The 20223-nt window shown below is 62.7% G+C and carries 22 protein-coding genes; 9 read left to right on the forward strand and 13 right to left on the reverse strand.

The genetic code is table 11. The annotated features are described in order from the left end of the window. Nucleotides 1-125: 125 nt before the first annotated feature. A complete protein-coding gene (locus tag QY049_RS06945; RefSeq protein WP_194476551.1) occupies nucleotides 126-788 on the forward strand; it encodes an outer membrane protein in 663 nt (220 codons plus the stop codon). A 46-nt stretch (nucleotides 789-834) separates the two neighbouring features. Here QY049_RS06945 and dusA read toward each other — a convergent pair whose 3' ends face one another. The 4 genes from dusA to nac all read right to left on the reverse strand — a co-directional run bounded on the left by dusA (nucleotide 835) and on the right by nac (nucleotide 4944). After that, a complete protein-coding gene (gene dusA / locus QY049_RS06950; RefSeq protein ID WP_301269217.1) occupies nucleotides 835-1827 on the reverse strand; it encodes a tRNA dihydrouridine(20/20a) synthase DusA in 993 nt (330 codons plus the stop codon). Between the two features lie 326 nt (nucleotides 1828-2153). Next, nucleotides 2154-3140 (reverse strand): peptidyl-alpha-hydroxyglycine alpha-amidating lyase family protein, encoded by a 987-nt coding sequence (locus tag QY049_RS06955; RefSeq protein WP_258762159.1) that lies wholly within the window; start codon nucleotides 3138-3140, stop codon nucleotides 2154-2156. Nucleotides 3141-3181: 41 nt separating this feature from the next. Beyond that, a complete protein-coding gene (locus tag QY049_RS06960; protein WP_194476554.1) occupies nucleotides 3182-3853 on the reverse strand; it encodes a 4-carboxy-4-hydroxy-2-oxoadipate aldolase/oxaloacetate decarboxylase in 672 nt (223 codons plus the stop codon). Between the two features lie 104 nt (nucleotides 3854-3957). Continuing rightward, complete coding sequence (gene nac, locus QY049_RS06965) at nucleotides 3958-4944, reverse strand: nitrogen assimilation transcriptional regulator NAC (RefSeq protein WP_258762160.1); 987 nt, start codon at nucleotides 4942-4944, stop codon at nucleotides 3958-3960. Nucleotides 4945-5132: 188 nt separating this feature from the next. Between nac and QY049_RS06970 the strand changes: the two genes are divergently transcribed. Genes QY049_RS06970 through QY049_RS06995 form a run of 6 tightly spaced genes read left to right on the forward strand, consistent with a single transcriptional unit; the run spans nucleotide 5133 to nucleotide 9792 of the window. Beyond that, the gene (locus QY049_RS06970) at nucleotides 5133-5891 is read left to right on the forward strand and encodes an SDR family oxidoreductase (protein ID WP_194476556.1); all 759 of its coding nucleotides are present in this window, start codon (nucleotides 5133-5135) and stop codon (nucleotides 5889-5891) included. Nucleotides 5892-5938: 47 nt separating this feature from the next. Then, entirely contained in the window at nucleotides 5939-6397 is a 459-nt protein-coding gene (locus tag QY049_RS06975) for an acetyl-CoA carboxylase biotin carboxyl carrier protein subunit (protein ID WP_258762161.1), read from the forward strand. Continuing rightward, complete coding sequence (accC, locus tag QY049_RS06980) at nucleotides 6397-7752, forward strand: acetyl-CoA carboxylase biotin carboxylase subunit (RefSeq protein WP_258762162.1); 1356 nt, start codon at nucleotides 6397-6399, stop codon at nucleotides 7750-7752. Before QY049_RS06975 ends, accC begins: the two co-directional genes overlap by 1 nt. After that, nucleotides 7749-8411 (forward strand): 5-oxoprolinase subunit PxpB, encoded by a 663-nt coding sequence (gene pxpB, locus QY049_RS06985; protein ID WP_258762163.1) that lies wholly within the window; start codon nucleotides 7749-7751, stop codon nucleotides 8409-8411. Before accC ends, pxpB (QY049_RS06985) begins: the two co-directional genes overlap by 4 nt. Next, nucleotides 8408-9385 carry a biotin-dependent carboxyltransferase family protein gene (locus QY049_RS06990; RefSeq protein WP_258762164.1) on the forward strand — a complete coding sequence of 326 codons (978 nt, stop codon included), beginning with the start codon at nucleotides 8408-8410 and terminating at the stop codon, nucleotides 9383-9385. The genes pxpB (QY049_RS06985) and QY049_RS06990 overlap by 4 nt, the downstream gene beginning before the upstream one ends. Beyond that, nucleotides 9376-9792, forward strand: coding sequence for an acetyl-CoA carboxylase biotin carboxyl carrier protein subunit (locus tag QY049_RS06995; RefSeq protein WP_258762165.1), 417 nt, complete (start codon nucleotides 9376-9378; stop codon nucleotides 9790-9792). Before QY049_RS06990 ends, QY049_RS06995 begins: the two co-directional genes overlap by 10 nt. Here QY049_RS06995 and QY049_RS07000 read toward each other — a convergent pair. The 9 genes from QY049_RS07000 to QY049_RS07040 all read right to left on the reverse strand — a co-directional run bounded on the left by QY049_RS07000 (nucleotide 9785) and on the right by QY049_RS07040 (nucleotide 18545). Beyond that, nucleotides 9785-10552: a LamB/YcsF family protein gene (locus QY049_RS07000; RefSeq protein WP_258762166.1), complete on the reverse strand. Its 768-nt coding sequence runs from the start codon at nucleotides 10550-10552 to the stop codon at nucleotides 9785-9787. The two genes, QY049_RS06995 and QY049_RS07000, sit on opposite strands and share 8 nt — an antisense overlap. 35 nt (nucleotides 10553-10587) lie before the next feature. After that, nucleotides 10588-11565, reverse strand: coding sequence for a biotin-dependent carboxyltransferase family protein (locus QY049_RS07005; protein WP_301269218.1), 978 nt, complete (start codon nucleotides 11563-11565; stop codon nucleotides 10588-10590). Further along, on the reverse strand, nucleotides 11562-12257 hold the full coding sequence (gene pxpB, locus QY049_RS07010) for a 5-oxoprolinase subunit PxpB (RefSeq protein ID WP_258762168.1): 696 nt from the start codon (nucleotides 12255-12257) through the stop codon (nucleotides 11562-11564). Before pxpB (QY049_RS07010) ends, QY049_RS07005 begins: the two co-directional genes overlap by 4 nt. Nucleotides 12258-12394: 137 nt before the next feature. Next, nucleotides 12395-13489: an ABC transporter ATP-binding protein gene (locus tag QY049_RS07015; protein ID WP_258762169.1), complete on the reverse strand. Its 1095-nt coding sequence runs from the start codon at nucleotides 13487-13489 to the stop codon at nucleotides 12395-12397. Between the two features lie 11 nt (nucleotides 13490-13500). After that, nucleotides 13501-14565 carry an extracellular solute-binding protein gene (locus tag QY049_RS07020; RefSeq protein ID WP_258762170.1) on the reverse strand — a complete coding sequence of 355 codons (1065 nt, stop codon included), beginning with the start codon at nucleotides 14563-14565 and terminating at the stop codon, nucleotides 13501-13503. 27 nt (nucleotides 14566-14592) lie between these two features. Beyond that, the gene (locus QY049_RS07025; protein ID WP_258762171.1) at nucleotides 14593-15396 is read right to left on the reverse strand and encodes an ABC transporter permease; all 804 of its coding nucleotides are present in this window, start codon (nucleotides 15394-15396) and stop codon (nucleotides 14593-14595) included. Beyond that, nucleotides 15396-16328 (reverse strand): ABC transporter permease, encoded by a 933-nt coding sequence (locus QY049_RS07030; protein ID WP_258762172.1) that lies wholly within the window; start codon nucleotides 16326-16328, stop codon nucleotides 15396-15398. Before QY049_RS07030 ends, QY049_RS07025 begins: the two co-directional genes overlap by 1 nt. A gap of 218 nt (nucleotides 16329-16546) precedes the next feature. Next, nucleotides 16547-17749: a pyridoxal phosphate-dependent aminotransferase gene (locus QY049_RS07035; RefSeq protein ID WP_194476569.1), complete on the reverse strand. Its 1203-nt coding sequence runs from the start codon at nucleotides 17747-17749 to the stop codon at nucleotides 16547-16549. Continuing rightward, nucleotides 17742-18545 carry an SDR family oxidoreductase gene (locus QY049_RS07040; RefSeq protein WP_258762173.1) on the reverse strand — a complete coding sequence of 268 codons (804 nt, stop codon included), beginning with the start codon at nucleotides 18543-18545 and terminating at the stop codon, nucleotides 17742-17744. The genes QY049_RS07035 and QY049_RS07040 overlap by 8 nt, the downstream gene beginning before the upstream one ends. A gap of 256 nt (nucleotides 18546-18801) precedes the next feature. Between QY049_RS07040 and QY049_RS07045 the strand changes: the two genes are divergently transcribed. Both QY049_RS07045 and QY049_RS07050 read left to right on the forward strand, forming a co-directional pair. Next, nucleotides 18802-19494: an SDR family NAD(P)-dependent oxidoreductase gene (locus QY049_RS07045; RefSeq protein WP_258762174.1), complete on the forward strand. Its 693-nt coding sequence runs from the start codon at nucleotides 18802-18804 to the stop codon at nucleotides 19492-19494. A gap of 408 nt (nucleotides 19495-19902) precedes the next feature. Beyond that, entirely contained in the window at nucleotides 19903-20220 is a 318-nt protein-coding gene (locus QY049_RS07050) for a helix-turn-helix transcriptional regulator (RefSeq protein WP_258762175.1), read from the forward strand. Nucleotides 20221-20223: the final 3 nt, after the last annotated feature.

Here is a 20223-nt window from a genome sequence, read left to right on the forward strand (position 1 = left end):
GCCGTGGCAATTCCGCTATTTACAAACCAACTAGTCGGTTTATAGATGGAGCCGTTCCCCGATCGGGGTTGGACGAGCCGTCGCGCCCAAGTGATTGAGGCGGCCAAGTTGGGAGATTGAAAGTGATGACTGCGAGAGCCGCCTTGAGCCGCGCGATACGCACCCTGCCCTTTGCCGTCGCGCTCGGAACGAGCAACGCCAGCGCAGCCGACCTGTCGCCGCGATACGCCGCCCCCGCCTACACCGCGCCGCAGCCGGTCTACTCCTGGACCGGCCTCTACGCCGGCCTCAACGCCGGCTACGCCGAGAGCGGCGACAATGCCTTCAACAATCTCGTCGGTGCGAGCGGCGGCAAGGTCAAGGGCGCCATCGGCGGCGTACAGATCGGCTACAACTATCAGCTCTCGCCGATGTTCGTGGTCGGCATCGAGAACGACTTCGAAGGTGGCGATGTCAAGAACCACGACGCGCTCAACAGCGCCGCGGTCAGCCTGCCCTGGTACATGACCGGCCGTGCCCGCGCCGGCATCGCGACGATGGATTCACGCCTGCTGTTCTTCGGGACCGCCGGTCTTGCCACCGGCGAATTGAAGGACGGTCCGATCAACAAGATGAAGATGGGCTGGACCGCCGGCGGTGGTGTCGAATGGGCGTTCGCGCCGAAATGGTCGGCCAAGGCCGAATATCTCTACACTGAATTCAAACACGACAATCTGCCGGACTGGAATGCTGCGAAACTCCACAGCTTCCGCGTCGGCGTGAACTACCATTTCGACCTGTTCCGCTGAGCCTCTTGAGGAAGAGCCAGATGCCGCGATCTGGCTTTTCTTGCGGCTACGCTGCCTCTGCCGGCGCGCGAGCACCGACACGCGCAATCGCGTCGCGCAGCACATCGATCCCGGCGCCAGGCTTAACGCCCTGCACGGCAAGATGACGGCGGAAAGCGCGTGCACCGGGCACGGCGTGGAAGGCGCCGACGAAATGCCGCGTGATGGCGTGCAGCCGCGTGCCGCGCGCCAGCTGCGCCGCGACATAGGGCATCATCGCCTCGAATGCGTCCTGCATGGTCGCGTGCGGCGCCGCCTCGCCGAAGATGTCGCTATCGACCGAGAGCAACCGCCACGGCTCCTGATAGGCGGCGCGGCCGAGCATCACGCCATCGACATGCGCAAGATGCGCTTTCGCCTCCTCGATGCTCAGGACGCCGCCATTGATGATCACAGGCACATCAGGCATCGCACGCTTGAGCCGATAAACGCGGTCGTAGTCGAGTGGCGGAATGTCGCGATTCTCCTTCGGGGACAGACCGTCGAGCCAGGCCTTGCGGGCATGCACGATCAGCGCGTCGCAGCCAGCAGCTGCAACAGCGCGCGCGAGCGTATCGAGCGCTACTTCGGGATCCTGGTCATCGATGCCGATGCGGCATTTTACCGTGACGGGGATGGAGACCGCCCCCTTCATCGCCTCGACGCACCTTGCCACCAGATCCGGCTCAGCCATCAGGCAAGCACCGAAGCGGCCGTCCTTCACGCGATCGGACGGGCAGCCTACATTAAGATTGATCTCGTCATAGCCGAACTCTTCGCCGATCCGCGCAGCTTTCGCGAGGTCGCCGGGATCCGAGCCGCCAAGCTGCAGCGCCACCGGGTGCTCGACTGCGTCGAAGCCGAGCAGCCGCTCCCGATCGCCATGAATAATGGCGCCCGTCGTCAGCATCTCCGTATAAAGCAGCGCCCGTTTCGTCAGGTGACGGTGGAACACCCGGCAGTGCCGGTCGGTCCAATCCATCATCGGCGCTGTGGAAAATCTCCAGCGTAAGTCATTCATCTTGCTAAGTTATTTTGGTGTCGATCAGTCGCATATGTTGTAGGAGCGACTGAGATATCGAGTTCGGCCACGTTTCCGCGGGGGTGGCTCTTCTAGGCTCATTTGGGCCTGGATTGGAAGCGAAAATCGCGAATTCGGATTCTCAGTGCACACGTCGCGCACACGAAAAGCCGCGTGCACACGCGGCTTGCAAGACCGGCGACGGAAATACAATGCTATCTAAAGCTGCTATAGACCGGCGTTATGCCCAGGTTTGCGGATTGAGTATAAATTGCGCGATGTTCCTTGAACTTCACGCGCATCCGAGCGACACACTGCCGCCAAAGTCAGCGCTGAAAGTCCGTCACACGCTCCAGCTTCTGCAGGCAACGCGAGGTGCGGACCACGGCCGGCATATCCTCGTCCGGAAAGTTCGTTTTCCAGTCGGTGACGCCGACCTCACCGACATACATGTCACCCCTGGAATCCAGCGCGATGCCATGCGGCGCCAAAAACTTTCCGCTCGCAAGGCCGGGACCGTCCTCGCCGCCGAGCCGCGCAATGCGCTTGCCGTTGGCATCCACAATAGACAGCCGCGGGCCGAGATTGGGCACTTTGCGGTTGACAGGCATGGCCGGCCCGAGTTCGCCAACCACGAAAGTCGGGTTCTTGGCCCCGCCGCAGCAGCACAGCGCACAGGGCCGGTGCAAATTATTCCATTGCGCCTCGTATTTTCCGTTGCCGTCGAACACCTGCACGCGATGGTTTTCGCGGTCGGCGACATAGACCCAACCGTCGGCATCGGTGACGATGTTGTGGACGATGTTGAACTGACCGGGATCGGTGCCCGGCGCGCCCCAGCTCGTGATCAGCCTGCCGTCCGGCGTGAACTTGTGAATGCGGGCGTTGCCGTAGCCATCCGAGACGTAGATCTCGCCCTTCGGCGACAAGGCCGTGTGGGTGCAGCGATGGAAGGGATCGCCGCTCATGAACGCCGCGGGCTTCCCGGGCACGCCGATCGTCAGTAGCACCTTGCCGTCGGTCGTGCATTTGCGGACGGTGTGGTCGCCGTCGTCGGTGCAGTAGAGATTGTCGTCGGCATCAATGTGCAGGCCATGGGCGCGTGAGAACAGCCCCTCACCCCAGCTCCGCAGGAAGTTGCCGTCGCGATCGAGCACCACCATCGGATGGGCGCCGCGATTGAAGACGTAGATGCGATCCTTGCTGTCGACCGCGACGGAGGCAACGTCGGTGAGCTGCCAGCCATCCGGCAGCTTCGCCCAATTATCGACGACGCGGTAGCGATGTTCGCCCGAGCCGAGGATCGCTGCCACTGGTTTTCCCGCTATTGCTCGCTTGCGGCACGCACCATCGCTCAAGCGAAGGTGCAACCCTTGGATTCCAGCACCTTGCCGATGCCGGACAGTTCGAGGATGTTCCCGCCAGCCTTGAGCGCCTTCATCACACCGGCTTCCTTCTCCTCGCGCGCCGCCGACTTGACGCAGACATCGGCGATATTCTCCTTCGGCACGATCACGACGCCGTCGTCGTCGGCACTGACGATATCGCCGGGACGAACGGCGATGCCGCCAATGACGATCGGCTGGTTGATGGTGCCGAGCGTCTCCTTGACGGTGCCCTTCATGCAGAGGCCATAGGAGAAGACGTTGAAGCCAGTGCCGCGCACCGCAAGGCCGTCGCGAACGCCGGCATCCGTAACCAGCCCGACGATGCCCTTGGCGACGCACGCCGTCGCCAGCACCTCGCCGAAGCCGCCTTGTTCAGGATGGTCGCCCGCGCTCACCACGAGCACATCGCCCGGCTTCGCCAGCGAAATCGCCGTGATCAGCATCATGTTGTCGCCAGGATGGCAGCTCACCGTGAGGGCTGGGCCGCAGGCGCGCATCCCTGAATAGATCGGCTTGATCCGGGAGGTCAGCGCGCCCGATCGTCCCTGCGCCTCATGCAGCGTGGAGGGAGGAAACTGCTTGATGCGTTCGACGAGGTCTGCGGCAGGTCGGTCGAAAGTTTTGATCACGTGAACCATGGTCCCTCCCTGGGGGTCCGCAGCAAGACTGCGCTACACCTCCAAATAGTCCACGGCCCAATCTTCGAGAATTTCAGATTTTAGCATTGCCGCATCGCATTTCGTTATGGCTCTTCGTCCGACCCATCCCGCACCGCCGTAGAGACCGCTGCAACAACGGCATTAGGACTCGTCGCGCAATCGTACGGTCCCCAGTCCTTCGCAATGATTTCCAGCAAGATCTTGTAGACCGCGAATGCGGCGTCGGACAGCGCGATGTTGTCCGAGATACACAACGACATCTGCTGCGACGCCGACGGCGCGTTGATCCTGCGAACACAGAGTTCGTCGAGGTTCGGCAACTCCTTTGCGATCGACATGGGCAGCACCGCAGCACCGATTCCGGCCGCGATCGCCGAAGACAAGGTCGATTGCGAATGGATCTCTGCGACGATGCGCGGACGGAGCCCCGCCTCGGCACAGACCCGCTCGACCGCCTGACGCAGGAAGGATTCCCGATACGGCAGCAGCAGGTCGAATTGCGCGACCTCCGCCGCCGAAACCTCGTCGGGAGGAGCGTGATTCCCATAGGTGCTGCGGGGCGCGACGAGATAGAAAGGCTCGCGCATCAACGGCTTGTAATCGAGACCGGTCACCGGACGATCGCCATACAGGACAGCCATATCCATGCTGCCCTTCAGCATCATTTCGCTGAGCATGATTCCGGAACTATCATAGATGTGCAGCACGATGCCGGGATAGCGCTCACGGACCCGCAACAGCAGCGGGGTTGCGAGCAGCGCGGCCGAGCTGAGCGGGGCGAGGCCAATCGTGACATTGCCCGTCAACTCCGGCTTGTTGTCCAGAATGGTGCGCCTTGCCTCTTCGATCTGGCGCTGGATCGACCTGGCATAGCGGTAGAGGATTTGTCCGGCCTCGGTCGGCTTGACGCCGCGGGCGCTGCGATGGAGCAGCTTGCTCTTGAAATCCGCCTCCAGGCTCGCAATGTGCTGGCTCAACGCCGGCTGCGCGACATTCAGCACCTTCGCCGCGCTCGTCATGCTGCCGAGATCGACGACCTTGATGAAGGCCTCCAAACGTTTCGTATCCAATACGGAGTCTCCGGATATCCAGCTAGGGAGCCATGCAGCAGCAATAGGCTGAAGCTATGGGATCAGAAGGAATTGTTCTTACCACTGGGAACCCTGCGGGCCTATAGGTTGGTACTGCACTCGTCCGCAGCTCGCCTTGCAGCCGATGCCGCTCGCGCGGGTTGGACGGTAGCAGAGGAGCCCTTGGGATGGGATTTTCGGATTATCGTACGGCCTTGGTGACGGGCGCTTCCTCGGGAATCGGGGCTGCGACGGTTCGCCGCCTGAGTGCGGAGGGACTTCAGGTTCACGCCGTGGCACGTGACGCCGCGCGCCTGACCGCCCTGGCGGCGGAAACCGGTTGCCGTCCCTGCGCCGTTGATATCAGCGACCTCGACGCGCTCGCAGCCCTGGCAAAGTCGGCCGAGTTCGACGTCCTGGTCAACAATGCCGGCCAGTCCCGGCGCGGCAATATCCTGGACACCACGCCGGAAGATATCGACGCGCTCATCGACGTTAATCTGCGCGCGGTCCTGCATCTGACGAGCCTCGTCGTGCCGGGCATGGCACGTCGCGACCGCGGTCATGTCGTCAATATCTCCTCGATCGCCGGCCACTACGCGTTCGGCGGCGGAAATACCGTCTATCATGCCACGAAAGCCGGCATTCACTCGCTGTCGCAGCAATTGCGCGTCGACCTCTACGGAACCAGGGTCCGCGTCACCGAGATATCGCCGGCCCGGGTCGAGACTGAGGTTTTCGGGCGGCTGCTGGGCGATCTGGCCGAAGCCAAGCGCCGCTTCTTCGACGACTATGATGCCCTCCAGCCCGAGGACATCGCCAATTCGATCGCATTCGTGGTGGGCTCCCCAGCGCGTATGAATGTGGCGTTCATGGAAGTCCTGCCGACCCAGCAGGTCGTCGGCGGCCTTAATTTCGCGCAGAAGAGCCGGCCGCCGGCCGAGTAACGCATGAACGCCCCGAACGCGAGAGGTCGTCAACGCGGAGCGTGACAGTGGACTTGCCCAAGATCGAACAACTCGTGGATCTGGTTACCCGCTCCTCCATCGCGGAGCTGGAGCTGACGCAGGACGGAACCCGCATCCGCATCCTCAAACATCCATCTGGGGAAGCGCAGCCGGTCGCCGTGCGCCCTGCAAGCGCAAGCGGCCCGCACGTCCCTGCCGCCGATCATCAGAACAGTCGCCCGTTCGATGCAACCGCTGACCTCATCGTGCCCGCGCCGATGCATGGCGTCTTCTACAGATCTGCGACACCGGACGAGCCCCCGCTGGTCGAGGTCGGCGCGAGGATCGAGGCCGGGCAGAAGATTTGCATCATCGAGGCGATGAAGACCTTCATCGACATCGCCGCCGAAGCGCCCGGCGTGGTACTTGCGATCCTCGCCGAAAACGGTGACGAGATCGCGGCCGGCCAGGCGCTGTTCCGGATCGGTCCTGCGGGTTCGTCCTGATGTTCGACAAGGTCTTGATCGCCAATCGCGGCGAAATCGCGCTCCGTATCCAGCGCGCCTGTCGGGCGATGGGCCTCAAGACGGTCGTCATTCACTCGGAGGCGGACAGCGACGCGCGCTATGTTGCGCTTGCGGACCAGGCACTCTGCATCGGGCCGGCGCCCGCGAGCAGCACATATCTCAACATTGCGGCGATCCTGCTCGCGGCCGAGGCCAGCGGCGCCCGGGCGATCCACCCCGGCTACGGCTTCCTGTCGGAGAGCGCGGAGTTCGCAGAGCGGATTGCACGCGCCGGCCTCACCTTCATCGGTCCTCCCGCGGAGTGTATCCGCACCATGGGCGACAAGGTTGCCGCCAAGCGCGCGATGCGGGCCGCAGGCGTACCTTGTGTACCCGGGCCGGACAGCGCCCTGCCGGACGATCCGGCGGAGGTCCGCGCCATCGCGCAAGACATCGGCTATCCCGTCATCATCAAGGCCGCCGGCGGTGGTGGCGGACGCGGCATGCGGATCGTGCGCAACGAAGGCGCGCTGGACGAGGCGCTCGCGCTGACGCGCGCGGAAGCCAGCAAGGCCTTCGGGAACGCCGCGGTTTATGTCGAGAAATTCCTCGAAAAGCCGCGCCACATCGAGATCCAGGTGCTGTGCGATCAACACGACAACCATCTCTGGCTCGGCGACCGCGACTGCTCGCTTCAACGCAGGAACCAGAAGGTCGTCGAGGAAGCTCCGGCGCCAGGCATCGATCGCGCGCTGATCGAGCGGGTTGGCGCAAGCTGCGTCGAAGCCTGCCGGCGGATCGGCTATCGCGGCGCGGGCACCTTCGAATTCCTGTACGAGGACAGACAGTTCTTCTTCATCGAGATGAATACGCGCGTCCAGGTGGAGCATCCCGTCACCGAGATGACGACGGGAATCGACATCGTCAAGGAACAGATTCGCATCGCGCGTGGCGAACGGCTTGAGATCGCCCAAGAGGACATCGCGCGTGTCGGCCATGCCGTCGAATTTCGCATCAATGCCGAAGACCCTGCCACCTTTGCGCCCTCGCCCGGCACCGTGACGCGCTGGGATGTGCCCGGCGGCATCGGCATCCGCGTCGATTCCCATATCGTGGCCGGCGCCACCGTTCCGCGCCACTACGACTCGCTGATCGGCAAGCTGATCGCCCACGGCAGCACCCGCGACGAGGCCCTGGCCCGCGCGCGCGTCGCCCTGTCAGAGCTCCGCGCCGAAGGCATCCGGACCAATGTTCCGTTGCATCAGGCGATCCTCGCCGATCCCTCGTTCTGCCGTGGCGGTTACGACATCCACCATCTCGAGCACTGGATGAATGCGAAGGTGGCCGCGCAATGACGGCACCCGACCGGCCGCGGATCAGCCTGCTTGGCACATCGGCCCTCCTTTTCGAGGCCCCCGGCGCGTTCGATCTACCGCATCAGCGACGCATCTGGGCGCTGGCCGCGACAGCATCGAAATGGCCTGACATTCGCGAGGCTATTCCCGGCATCACTAATTTGATGCTGACCTTCGAAACGCCGCCATGTCAGCTCGACGCCCTGATTGCCGCCCTCAATGAGAGCTGGGACGCGGCGGAGGGCCTTGCGATCAGCGGCCGCGAGATCAGGCTGCCGGTCACCTATGGCGGCGAGGTCGGCTCGCAGCTCCGGTCCGTCGCGGATCATTGCGGCCTGTCAATTGACGATGTCGTGGCGATCCATGCCGCGCCGCTTTACACGGTATTCGCGCTCGGCAGCCATCCCGGCTATTGCTATCTGGGCGGCATGGATCCGCGTATCACCATGCCGCGGCGACAGACACCGCTGCAACGTTCCGCAGGCGGCTCGGTCTCGATCGGCGGATCGCAGACCGGCATCTCCGCCTCGCCCGGCCCCAGCGGCTGGCATGCCATCGGACACACCAGCTGGACGTTCTTCGACCCCTCTTGGCCGACGCCCGCCGCGCTCGCGCCGGGAGATACGATCCGCTTCGAGATCGAACGGGTGATCCGGTGATCGAGATCCTGTCAGTCACGGGTCCCGCCAGCATCCAAGATCTCGGACGCTTCGATCAATATCGCTTCGGGGTCGGCACCTCGGGGGCAATGGACGATGTCGCGCTGCGCGCCGGCAACATCCTGCTCGGCAATGATGAGAACGCCGCCAACATCGAAATCCCGATGATGCCGTTCAAACTGCGCTTCGGCCGGGATATGGCCTTCGCGCTCACAGGGGCTGGTGTCGAGGCTGAGATCGCAGCACGCGCCATCCCGTCCTGGTGGCGCTCGCATGCACGCACTGGTGACGTTCTGACCATCAAGGCGATGTCTCACGGCGCTCGTCTCTATCTCGCCGTCAGCGGCGGCATCGACGTGCCTGTCGTGCTGGGCTCGCGCAGCACGCAATTTCGAGGCGAATTCGGCGGCCTGCATGGGCGGCCGCTTCAGGTGGGTGATATCCTGCCCTGCGCGGCGTCCGCCACTGCCATCGGCGAACTCGGGATCGAGCCGGCCGAGATCACGCTGGCACGACCGAACGCTGCGGCGGACGAGACCATCGTCCGGGTTGTCGTCGCCGGCGAATATGACGCGTTCGACGACGCTACGCAGGCGCTGTTCTGGTCCAGCGGCTGGAAGATCACTCCGCAGAGCAATCGCTACGGCTACCGCCTGCAAGGCCCCGCCGTGAAGCCGCAGGCACCCGTCGAGAAACGCTCGCACGGCATTGTCCCCGGTGTCATCCAGATTCCGCCCAACGGACAGCCCATTATCCAGATGCGCGATGCACAGACCTCGGGCGGCTATCCGAAGATCGCAACCGTGATCCGGGCCGATCTGTGGCGCGTCGGGCAGGCGCGGCTCGGCACCAAGCTGCGGTTCGAGCAAACTGGCTACACCGACGCGCTTGCAGCCGAATCCGAGATGTCGGCTTATCTCGACCGGCTGAGGGCCAATGTGCGTCTCGTCGAGGAGATCAGAACATGCCGATAGAGATCACCGACATCGCGCGTCTAGCGCAGATCCTTGCAAAGTCTGGCGTCGACACGATCGAGATCGAAGAGCCGGGGCTGACACTGAAGCTCGTCGTCGACACCGGTATCAGAATCGCGACGTCTGCAACGCCTGCAGCTACGGACGCCCCGATCAATGATCATTCCATCATCGCAAAAGCTGATGTCGCTGGACATTTCCTTGCGGCGCATCCCTGGCAGGACAAGCCTTTCGTCGTGCCCGGCCAGCGCATCGAGGCCGGCGCGATCGTCGGCCTCGTCAAGGTCGGCCTGTTGTACGCGCCCGTCGTAGCGCCCGCCGCCGGCACCGTCGATGCCGTAATTGCGGAAACGGGTGCCATGGTCGGCTACGGCACCCCGATCGTGCGGATCCGCCCGCTCAATTGAGCAGCACGGTTGCGGGCGTGACCTCGCCGCCGCCCTCTTCGATCACGCGGCGTACCGTGCCGGCAAGATTGACCGATCCGGGCGTGTCGCTGTGGATCAGGATCGAGCGCGCCTCGACCTTGATCGACTTGCCGTCGATGGTCTTCACCGTCCCGCTGTCAAGGAAGCGCTTGACCCGCTCGGCGACGGCTTCGGTCGAACTGATCACTGAATTGGGAAGCTTGCGCGACACCAGATGGCCGTGCTCGTCATAGGCGCGATCGGCCAGGAACAGAGTCAGGATGCGCAAGTCCACCTTGCGCGCCGCGCGCACAATCTCGGCGTCGGGCTGCGAGAACACGATGAAATCGCGGTTGATGGTCGCAATCGCTCGGGCCACGACGTCGGCCATGTCGGGGTCCGCATTGACCATGTTGCCCATCGCGGCGTGGAAGCTGACATGGGTGACGCGGTGGCCGGCATTGGCCGCGATCGCCTGCAAGGCGCCGATCTGATAGACCATGTGCTTCTCGAGCTCGGCGGCGTCCATCTGGATCACGCGGCGGCCAAATCCAAGCAGATCGGGCAGGCCCGGATGGGCGCCGACCTCGACTCCCTTCTGCTTTGCCAGACGAACCATGCGATCCATTATGATGGGATCGCCGGCATGAAACCCGCATGCCACATTGGCGGACGAGACGATCCCCATCAGTGCCTCGTCGTCGCAGATCCGGTAATTGCCGAAGCCTTCGCCCATGTCCGAATTGATGCCGATTTTCATGTTCGTACCCTGCTCTTGTTATTGTTGACGTCCACTCAAAGCGCTCGATAGAGATCCGCGGTCGCACGCAACCTCGCGAGGTAATCGTTGACGGGAGCCATGGCCGCGACCGCGTCCCGGTAGCTCACCTCGCTGAAGGTGATGAACGATCCCGGCGTCGCCTGGCCAAGGCGCCAGAGATCGGCGTGGATCACCGCCGCCATCTTGGGATAGCCGCCCGCCGTATTGGCATCGCTCATCTGGATGATCGGCTCGCCGCCGGGCGGCACCTGCACGACCCCCGGCACGACACCATGCGAACGCATCTCGACCGGTGCATCCAGCGTCAACTTGTCTCCGGCAAGACGATATCCACCGCGGTCGCTGCGGGCGCTGATCTTCCACGTGGTCGACCAGAATCTCGCCTGCACCGCTTCTGGAAACAAATCATATTCGCCAGCCCGCATGAGGCGTATTCGCAGCACACGATCCACGGCCGAACCAGCGCCTGCAATCGCTACATCCGGCGGCGCGGCACCGAAGTCGAAGCGGCGGCCAGCCTCACACAACCGTCTCCCAACCGGAATGACATCGCCCGCCTGCAAGGTCCGCCCCTCAAGCCCGCCAAAGCCGGCGCGCAGATGCGTGCTGCGCGAGCCCAGCACGCTGGGAACATCGAGGCCGCCGCCGAACGTTGCGTAGACGCGCGCACCTCGGCGCGGCGTTTCGATCGCGAGAATGTCGCCTGCCCGCGCCCGCCTGCACCACCAGGAACCAACGGGTGATCCGGCCAGTGTCGAGATGTGATCGGCGCCCGTCAGCGCAAATGCAGCATCGGCCTGGAAGCGCAGCCGGAACGGAAATGTCTGGATCTCGATGCCGGCTGCATTGTCGTCATTGCCAAGCAGCGCATTTCCGCCAGCAAGCGCGATCGGATCCATCGCGCCTGAGGTGCTCACCCCAAAACGCCGCGCGCCACGACGCCCGAGATCCTGGATCGTGTTGAAGGCAGCGCTGGTCAGGATCTCGATCACAGCTCGATCCGATCGATCCTGAATTTGACACGGTCCCCTGGAAGCATCAGGGACGGCTGCTCGCGCCACGGATCGAACATGGCGACCGAGGCCCAGCCGATCGCGTTCCATCCATTCGGGCTCGTCAGCGCCGCAACGCCAGTCTGCATTCCGCCGATCGTCACCGAGCCTGCACGTATATTGAGTGACGGCACCGATTTGCGCGGCATATGAATGCGGGGATCAAGTCCGTGGAGATATCCGAAGCCCGGCGAGCTGGCGACGGCGCAGACGGTGTAATCGCCTTCGCTGTGAATCCGGATGATGTCGCGCGCGGACAGTCCCGTATGCTCCACCACCGCCGGCAAATCGAAGCCGAGCTCGCCGCCGTAGACCACGGGAATCTCGATCACCTTGCCATCGGCCCTTCGGCCAGGCACGCGGTGCCACAGCTCGACGATGGAGGCACCGAGCATGCCTATATCCGAAGGCGGCTGGTCGAATATCAGCATCACATTGGTGACACCAATGACGGCCTCCTGCACGTTGGGCCAAGACGACAGGGCATCTGCAAGCGCCCAGATGCGTCCCTGTTGAATCAAGTCAAATTCGCCCGGTGCCTCGACCAACATCGCAAGCGTGCCGATCAGGCTGATCTTCGGGCTTTTCTCGATCGCGCCGACAAGAGGAGCGCTGGGCTGATTAATCGACAAAAGGGCCTCGTTAGTCTAACGCCCGTGGCGCTGCCGCCTCCCGTTCTAGCCAAACAGTCCAGACCAATCCAAGACGATGTTCATCTGCGGGCATAAGGGATGTCGATTGCCCGCATCCGTCGCATTCATCCTTGATCTCAATGCCTTGCAATGATGTGATTGCTCGGAGCTTCCCAGCGCGCGACAACCTCTTCGCCCACAGCGTATCGAAGTCCGGCCTGTTGCGACTGGTTCTGCTCGAACACGATGATCTGCCCACCGCTCGGCGTCTTGAGATAGTAGTGGCTGACGAAGCCGCGATAGATCGCCTGGTCGATCCGCGCCGTCACGCTGTTCACGCGTTGCGTCGCCGGGGTCTGGCCTGCCCTCTCGACGACGATTGCCTCGGGCCTGATCGAGACCATCACGTCGCTCGCGGACGCTGGAAGCTGTTCAACCTGAAGGCTCAACTCCGGTGAGACGCGGATGACGGCCCCGCTGCCGTTGCGTTGCTCGATGGGCCCCTCGAACAGATTCGAGGCACCGATGAACTGCGCGACGAATTTCGAGGTTGGACGCTGGTAGATCTCTGTCGCCGAACCGACCTGTTCGAGCCTGCCGTCCCGCATCACCACGATCTTGTCCGCCATCGTCAGGGCCTCATCCTGGTCGTGTGTCACCATGACGGTGGTCAGGCCAAGCCTGCGTTGCAATGCACGCAGCTCGACCTGCATGCTCTCGCGAAGCCCCTTGTCGAGTGCTCCGAGCGGCTCATCGAGCAGCAGCATCGCCGGTTCGATCACCAAGGCACGACCGAGAGCGACGCGCTGTTGCTGGCCACCGGAGAGCTGAGCGGGATAGCGCTTTCCGAAGTTGGATAGTTGAACGAGGCTGAGCGCCTCGCTCACCTTTCGCGCGGCATCGGCCTTCGCGATACCGCGCATCTCCAGGCCGAACGCGATGTTCTCCTCGACGGTCAGATGAGGAAACAGTGCGTAGTTCTGGAACAGCATCCCGACGTTGCGGCGATGCACCGGAACGCCTGTCATCTTCTTGTCGTTCACGAAGACGTCGCCCGACGTCGGACGGATCAGCCCCGCAATCATGCGGAGGCAGGTCGTCTTGCCGCATCCGCTCGGACCGAGCAGCGCCACCATGTGGCCCGGCTCGATCCTGAGCGACACGTCGTCGACCGCGACAACGCGGTTGTATTCCTTGCTAAGGCGATCAAGCCTGACTTCGGAAGATTTCATGACGATCCTACTCAGCTCGTAAATACCTCGTTATACTTCTCCAGCCACGGGCCTCGGCGCGGCACGATGAAATTCCAATCCGGCGTGAAGAGCCCAAGATCGGTTGCCTTCGTATCGGGATAAGCGAGGAATTTTGCCGTCTCAGGCTTGAAGTCGATTCCGCCGACCGAGGGCGCACTCAGCGTCTGCTCGGACAGCATTTTGGCAACCGCCGGATCCAGGATGCGGTTGATGAAAGCAGCTCCGAGTTCCGGCTCCGGTGCATTCTTGACGATCGTCATGCTGTTGATGCCGGTGAACGCGCCTTCCTTCGGAAAGGTCATATCGAGCGGCAATCCCTTCGCAGTGTGGGGATAGATCGCCTTCGAATATTCGATGCCCCCAATCGTCGCCTGTCCCTGGGCAACCTGCAGCACCTGCGCCTCGCTGTCATAGATCGTGAGGACATTCGGCTTCAGCGTCGCCAGCTTGTCCCAGCCCTGATCGACCAGATATTGCGCTTCCTTGAACGGCTTCCCGGTAACGAGCGAAGCCGCGACGATGAGCATCAGCACGCTCTGCGTATTCTTGGGTGTATTCAGCAAAATCTGCTTGCGATACTTTGCGTCGAAGATCTCTTCATAGCTCTTGAGCGGCTTAGTCACTTGCGGATTGATGAACATGGCCGCGCTGGAGATCGAGAAGCCGACGCCGTAGCCGTCCTCGAAGATGTATCGCGGGTAGACCTTCGCAAGATTGGGGATCTTGTCGGCGTCGAGCTTGCCGATCAGGCCTTCCTGCTTTGCCTGGGGAATGCCGACGTCGTCCATCATCATAACACTGAAACGCGGCGTATCGCGGGTTGCGCGAAGCGCCGCGATGTTGGAGAGCGTGGCGCCCTCAATCGTGAAGACGCGGCACTTGAACTCGGCCTCGAACTTCGGAATGACCTCCTTCTGGACCAGCTTGCCCAGCGCGGAATTGTAGACGCCGACGTGCAGCTGCTTGGCGTCCTGCGCCCACGACCGGCTGATGATGGTCGGGAAGGCAATCGCGGATGCACCGGCCTTAACGAGAGTCCTACGTGTCAGCTTCATGGTCCTATCTCCATCTACCAATGCACATCAGGCGGCCAACGCACGGCGAAGGCCGACCAGTTTCTCCAGCAGCAGCACGCCGACCATCGCCATCAGGATGATGATCGTCGACATCGCAGGCACAGAAGGGTCAAAAACGTTGACCAGTTGCCGCATCAAAACGAGCGGGACGGGCGAGTATTCGGAATTCGCCAACCACATCGTGACCGGGTAATTGTCGAAGGACACCATGAAGGCGAACAGCCCGCCGGCGGCGACGCCCGAGGCGATTTGCGGCAGCGTCACGCGCCAGAAGGTCGTCAGCCGGTTAGCACCGAGCGTACGCGCGGCGTCCTCCAGATTCTCGTCCACCAGTTGAAGACTGGTGACGACGGTGCGGATGACATAGGGCGACGTCACCACCACGTGTCCAATCAGCAGATTGATCCGTGCATCCTGGGAGCCGAGCTTGGTCAGCACCTGAAGCAGCGCGAGACCGGTGACCAGCGCCGGGAAAATCAGCGGCGACAGCAAGAATCCCTTGATCGCCGCCAGACCGTAGAACCTGCCCCGCACCAGCGCGAAGGCCGCCGGCACGCCGAGGAGGAGCGATCCCGCCGTCGTGCCGAGCGCCAGCAGGATGCTCAGCCTCATCGCCTCGAGGAAGTCGCGGTCCTGGAGAACCTTGGCGTACCATTTCAACGTGAAGCCTTGCGGAGGAAAGGTCACGAAATAGGAATCGGACACCGACACCGCCATGACGAGAAGAAGCGGCGCCAGGATGAACAGCATCATGCCGGCGGTGATGGAGTAGAGAATGAAGGCGCCGAAGCCGGAAAATCGCTCGTCCATCACTCGGGCCTCCGGAGACGTCGGCCTTCCAGAAGCCACATCGAGAGACCGTTCACCGCCATGACCAGCCCGACGAGAACGACGGCGATGGCCGCACCGAACGGCCAGTTGTAGACGACGAAGATCTGCTGCTCGATCAGATTGCCGAGCATGACCGCCGAAGCGCCGCCCAGGATCGCGGGAATGACGAAAGAGCCGGCGGTGAGCGAGAACACCAGCGTGAACCCGGCCACGAAGCCCGGCATGCTCAACGGCAACGTCACCCGCAGGAACACCTTCCACCAGGGCGCGCCGAGCATGCGGGCCGCATCTTCGAGGTTGGGATCTATCTTGCCGAGCGCCGAGGCCAGCGGCAGCACCATCATCGGGAAGAACACGTGCAGCGACCCGATGACGACGGCCGCTTCCGTGTAGAGCACCGATATCGGCGCATCCACAATATGCAGTGTCATCAGGATCCAGTTCAGCATGCCCTTGGGGCCGTTCTGGAGTACCAGCTGCCAGCCATACCCGCGAACAACCACGCTGACGATGAGCGGCGCAATGACGATCAGCGTGATGATCCGCGTGACTACCGGGCGGCTCTTCACCATTACCAGCGCGACCGGATAGGCGAGCACCGTCGCGAGGGCCGAAGTGATGATGCTGATCCGCAGCGTCGTCCAGAGCACGCGTGCGTAGAGTTCGACATTGATGAGGCGCGCGTAGTGCGAGAGCGTGAACGGACGGCCGATGATGCCGCGGCTGTCCTGCGTCTGGATGCTCGAGAGCAGCAGCACTAGGGCCGGATAGAAGAAGAAATAAGTCAGGAATGCCAGCATCGGGACGGCCAGAAGCCCGACAGGCAGGGCCAGGCGCCAAGGCGATCGCCGCTGGGCGACCGGAGGCGCTTCAACAGTCAAAACTGCCACCGCATCGTCGCTGGTGGTCATCGCTGGCTGTCCTCGACTGCGCGATACCAAGGCATTCCCCTCTTTGCACAAAGCTTATGCGTCGGCATCCTACAGGACCAAGAACATCTTCGTTTAGGGGCATCAGGAACGATTATGACAATTGGTTCGGCATTTTGCTCCGATCTTGATCGACAAATGCCGCTGGTCGCATCTTTCATTCTCCGTTAGGCCAGCCCTCCTGTCGTCTCGATGCCAGGTCAGCGCAGCCCTTCGCAGAAGCTCGCGATGCGCCGGCACCCCTCCTTGAGCGACTCGGTATCGGTTGCGTAGGAAATGCGGAAATATGGGCTCATCCCATAAGCGCCACCCGGCACGGCGGCGACATGCTGCTCTTCCAGGAGCGCTGAGATGAAGTCGGCGTCAGTTTCCAGCCGCCGTCCGCCCTTGGTGGTCTTGCCTATGCAGCCGGCGATGTTCGGAAACACATAGAAGGCGCCTTGCGGCTTGTGGCAGGTAACACCGGGAATCTGGTTGAGGAGCCCGACCACCAAGTCGCGGCGGTTGCGATAGATGTCCGCGCGTTCCTTCAGGAAATCCTGAGGACCGTCCAGTACCGCGACCGCCGCCGCTTGGCTTATCGTACAGATTCCGCCGGTCGCCTGACCGTGGACGTTGTTCATTGCAGCAATCAGGTCCTTGGGTCCGCCGCAATAGCCGACCCGCCAACCAGTCATCGCGTAGGCTTTGGATGCGCCGTTCACGGTCACCACGCGATCCTTCAACTTCGGTTCGACCTCCGCAATGGTGCAGAACTTGAAACCGTCGTAGGTCAGGTGCTCGTAGATGTCGTCGGTGAGTATCCAGACATCAGGGTATTTCAACATGACGTCGGCGATGGCCCGCATCTCCTCGTGCGTGCAGGCCGTGCCGGTCGGATTGTTGGGAAAGTTCAGGATCAACCATTTCGTCTTCGGCGTGATAGCAGCCTCGAGGTCCGCCGGGCGGAGCTTGAACTGGTTGTTTTCCGGACAGGGCACGGCGACCGGCGTCGCCTCCGCGAGCAGAACGATATCCGCATAGGTGATCCAGCCCGGCGCCGGAATCACGACTTCGTCGCCGGGATTGCAGGTCGCAAACAAGGCATTGAAGATGATCTGCTTGCCGCCATTTGCGATCAGGATCTCGTCGAGCGCGTAATCGAGATTGTTTTCCCGCTTGAACTTGCGCTGCACTGCGGTCCTCAGCGCGACGGTCCCCGGCTGCGCAGGATATTTGGTGTCACCAGCCAGTGCCGCCCGATGCGCAGCCTCGATCGCGTGCGGCGGCGTCGGAAAGTCCGGCTCCCCGGACGACAGGCCGACAATCTTGACGCCGGCATCGCGGAGTTCCCGCGCCTTGTCCGTCATCGCCGCCGAGGCCGACACCTTCACGGTCTTGAGGCGGTTTGCGAGTTCAGGCATTGTCAGCTCCACTTCTCATCTCTTTCAATCGCGCGGCCTCGGATCGGCTCGCGAATCGCAATTCGCCGACGACCTGAAACGTGGGAACGACCTCGATCATCGCGACGTTCATCCGCTCCGGCGCTCCCACCGCGAATGCAATGGCGTCCGCAATGTCGTCGGACTGAAGCGTCTCGAATGCGCCGACGAAGCGGGCATCGGGGTTGTCGGCAGCATTCTGGTTCTGGAAGATGCTGGTCGCCACGCGTCCGGGCGCGATTTCGGTGACACGAACGCGGGTGCCATAGAGATCGACACGCAGCTGCTGCGACAGCGAATGAATGCCCGCCTTGGTCGCGTGATAGGCCACCGAGGAGTTGAATGTCGTTGCATTCTCGCCAAAGGCGTAATGGCCAGCGATCGAGGAGACGTTGACGACGTGGCCGCGGTCGCGCTTTGCCATATCAGGCACGACGAGCCGCGTCAGGTGCAGGACCGCGCGCAGATTGACGTCAACCATTGCATCGACATCGTCAGGCGCCGTATCCCGGATATTGCTGCGCCGCGACTGACCGGCATTGTTGACGAGGACGTCGAACTCGGCCGAGCGGGCAAGCCGCGTCAGGGCTGTGAGATCGTTCACGTCGACTTCGCATACGCGACAACCGGTCTCGGCCGCCAGACGCGCCAATCGCTGATGATCGCGTGCCAGCGCGTGGACCTCGAGTCCCTCGGCGCGGAGGCGCCGAACCGTCGCCGCCCCGATCCCCGAGGATGCGCCCGTCACCAACGCCGTTCGATAGTCAGAAAATCCCATCCGCAGGGCTCTTTTTCAGGCAGCCAATCTTTTGCAGGCAGCGAAGGCGGCGGGAAAACTACGTGCATGCGTTGCTGCAAGCATACAGCGGATTTGTTCTGCCCTCATAAGGACATCCAATATCCCGAACGGGCGGTGTCGGCAGGCAGGCCATAAGCGCGTCCGATACCGGCAGAGTGAATTTCTCTTACTCGCCATCGGTCGCGTCCCCTTACATTTCGCAGATGCCCTGACTCACCCAAAGGAGACGGATCAGATGTTGGAGGTCGGCAATCGGATCGTCATGGTTTCGGGGGCGTCGCGCGGCATCGGACGCGCCGTCGTCGACCGGCTGTTGTCGTCGGGATTCAGGGTATCGGCCGGCATGCGCGATCCGAGCCGGCTCGTCGAGAGCGAGCGGCTTATGACGCATCGCTATGACGCCGAAGACGCCAAGAGCCCGCTGGCCTGGGTGGACGCAACGGTCGCGCGATGGGGCGGCGTCGATGCCATCGTCAACGCAGCCGGGATCAACCCCAGAGTTCGCGTCTCAGATGAGGGCGAGAGCGAGTTGGATGAAATGTGGCGCGTCAACGTCAAGGGTCCCTTGCGCATCGTCAGAGCCGTTCTGCCTCATCTGGCCATCTGCGGTCATGGTCGGGTCGTCAATCTAGGGTCTCTCGCTGGAAAGCGGGTCGGCAGCAATGTCGGCTACGCCATGACCAAGTTCGCCGTGGTCGCGCTCACCCACGGCATCCGCCGGGAAGGCCGCGCGGCCGGCATTCGGGCGACGGTGGTCTGCCCGGGCTATGTCGCCACCGACATGACACTCAACGACGACGAGATTCCCCGCCATGAAATGAGCCAGCCGGGCGACATCGCTCGGCTGGTGGAGACCGCGCTGATGCTGCCGAACAACGCCTCTGTTTCCGAGATGCTCGTGCATTGCCAGTTCGAGCCGATGCTATAGGACCGGCCGAAACTGATGCTTTGCGACAGAGATTCGTACGAACGGCAACCTAAGAACTGCAGCGCCGAGTTGTGTCGCGTCTTCGTTTGGCTTTCCACCATCTGAACGCAGCGGATCCGCCGAGCTGTCGTGTGCCCACAGAGGCGGGGGCCGGGTTCGCTCAGTTCCTCGGCAACCAACGCGCTTCGGCTGGGGACGGCGCGGATCTGAGCGGTGCTCCGACCGGCGAGGCCAACCGATGCACAACTCGAACTCGAGTTCGGGGATCGTGGGCGGGGCCATAATCGGCCTCGCCACAGCGGTGCTGATTTGCTGACTGAGCGGATTGCCGGATGAGCGGCGAAGCGCATCCTTGCGCCTCAGCTTCGGCGTGTTGACGTTGCCGGTGTGAGTGCTATTGAACGGACTATGAGCAAGCTAACCACGCGCGCGCTGGAACGGCAGGCCAAGGATGTCGCCGCCCTGATGCGCATGCTTGCCAACGAGCATCGGCTGCTCATTGTTTGCAAGCTGGTCGAATATGGCGAAGCCAGTGCCGGCACGCTTGCCGAGGACATCGGCCTGTCCGCCTCGGCCCTGTCGCAGCACCTCACCAAGCTGAAGGCGGAGGGCGTCGTGGCGTCCCGGCGGGACAGCCAGACGATGTGGTATCGGATCGCCGACCGACGGGTCGAAGAGCTGTTTTCAACGCTGCACAAGCTGTTCTGCGCCCCTCGTAAGCGCTGAGCT

Source organism: Bradyrhizobium sp. WYCCWR 13022, from assembly GCF_030435535.1.
GTDB lineage: Bacteria > Pseudomonadota > Alphaproteobacteria > Rhizobiales > Xanthobacteraceae > Bradyrhizobium.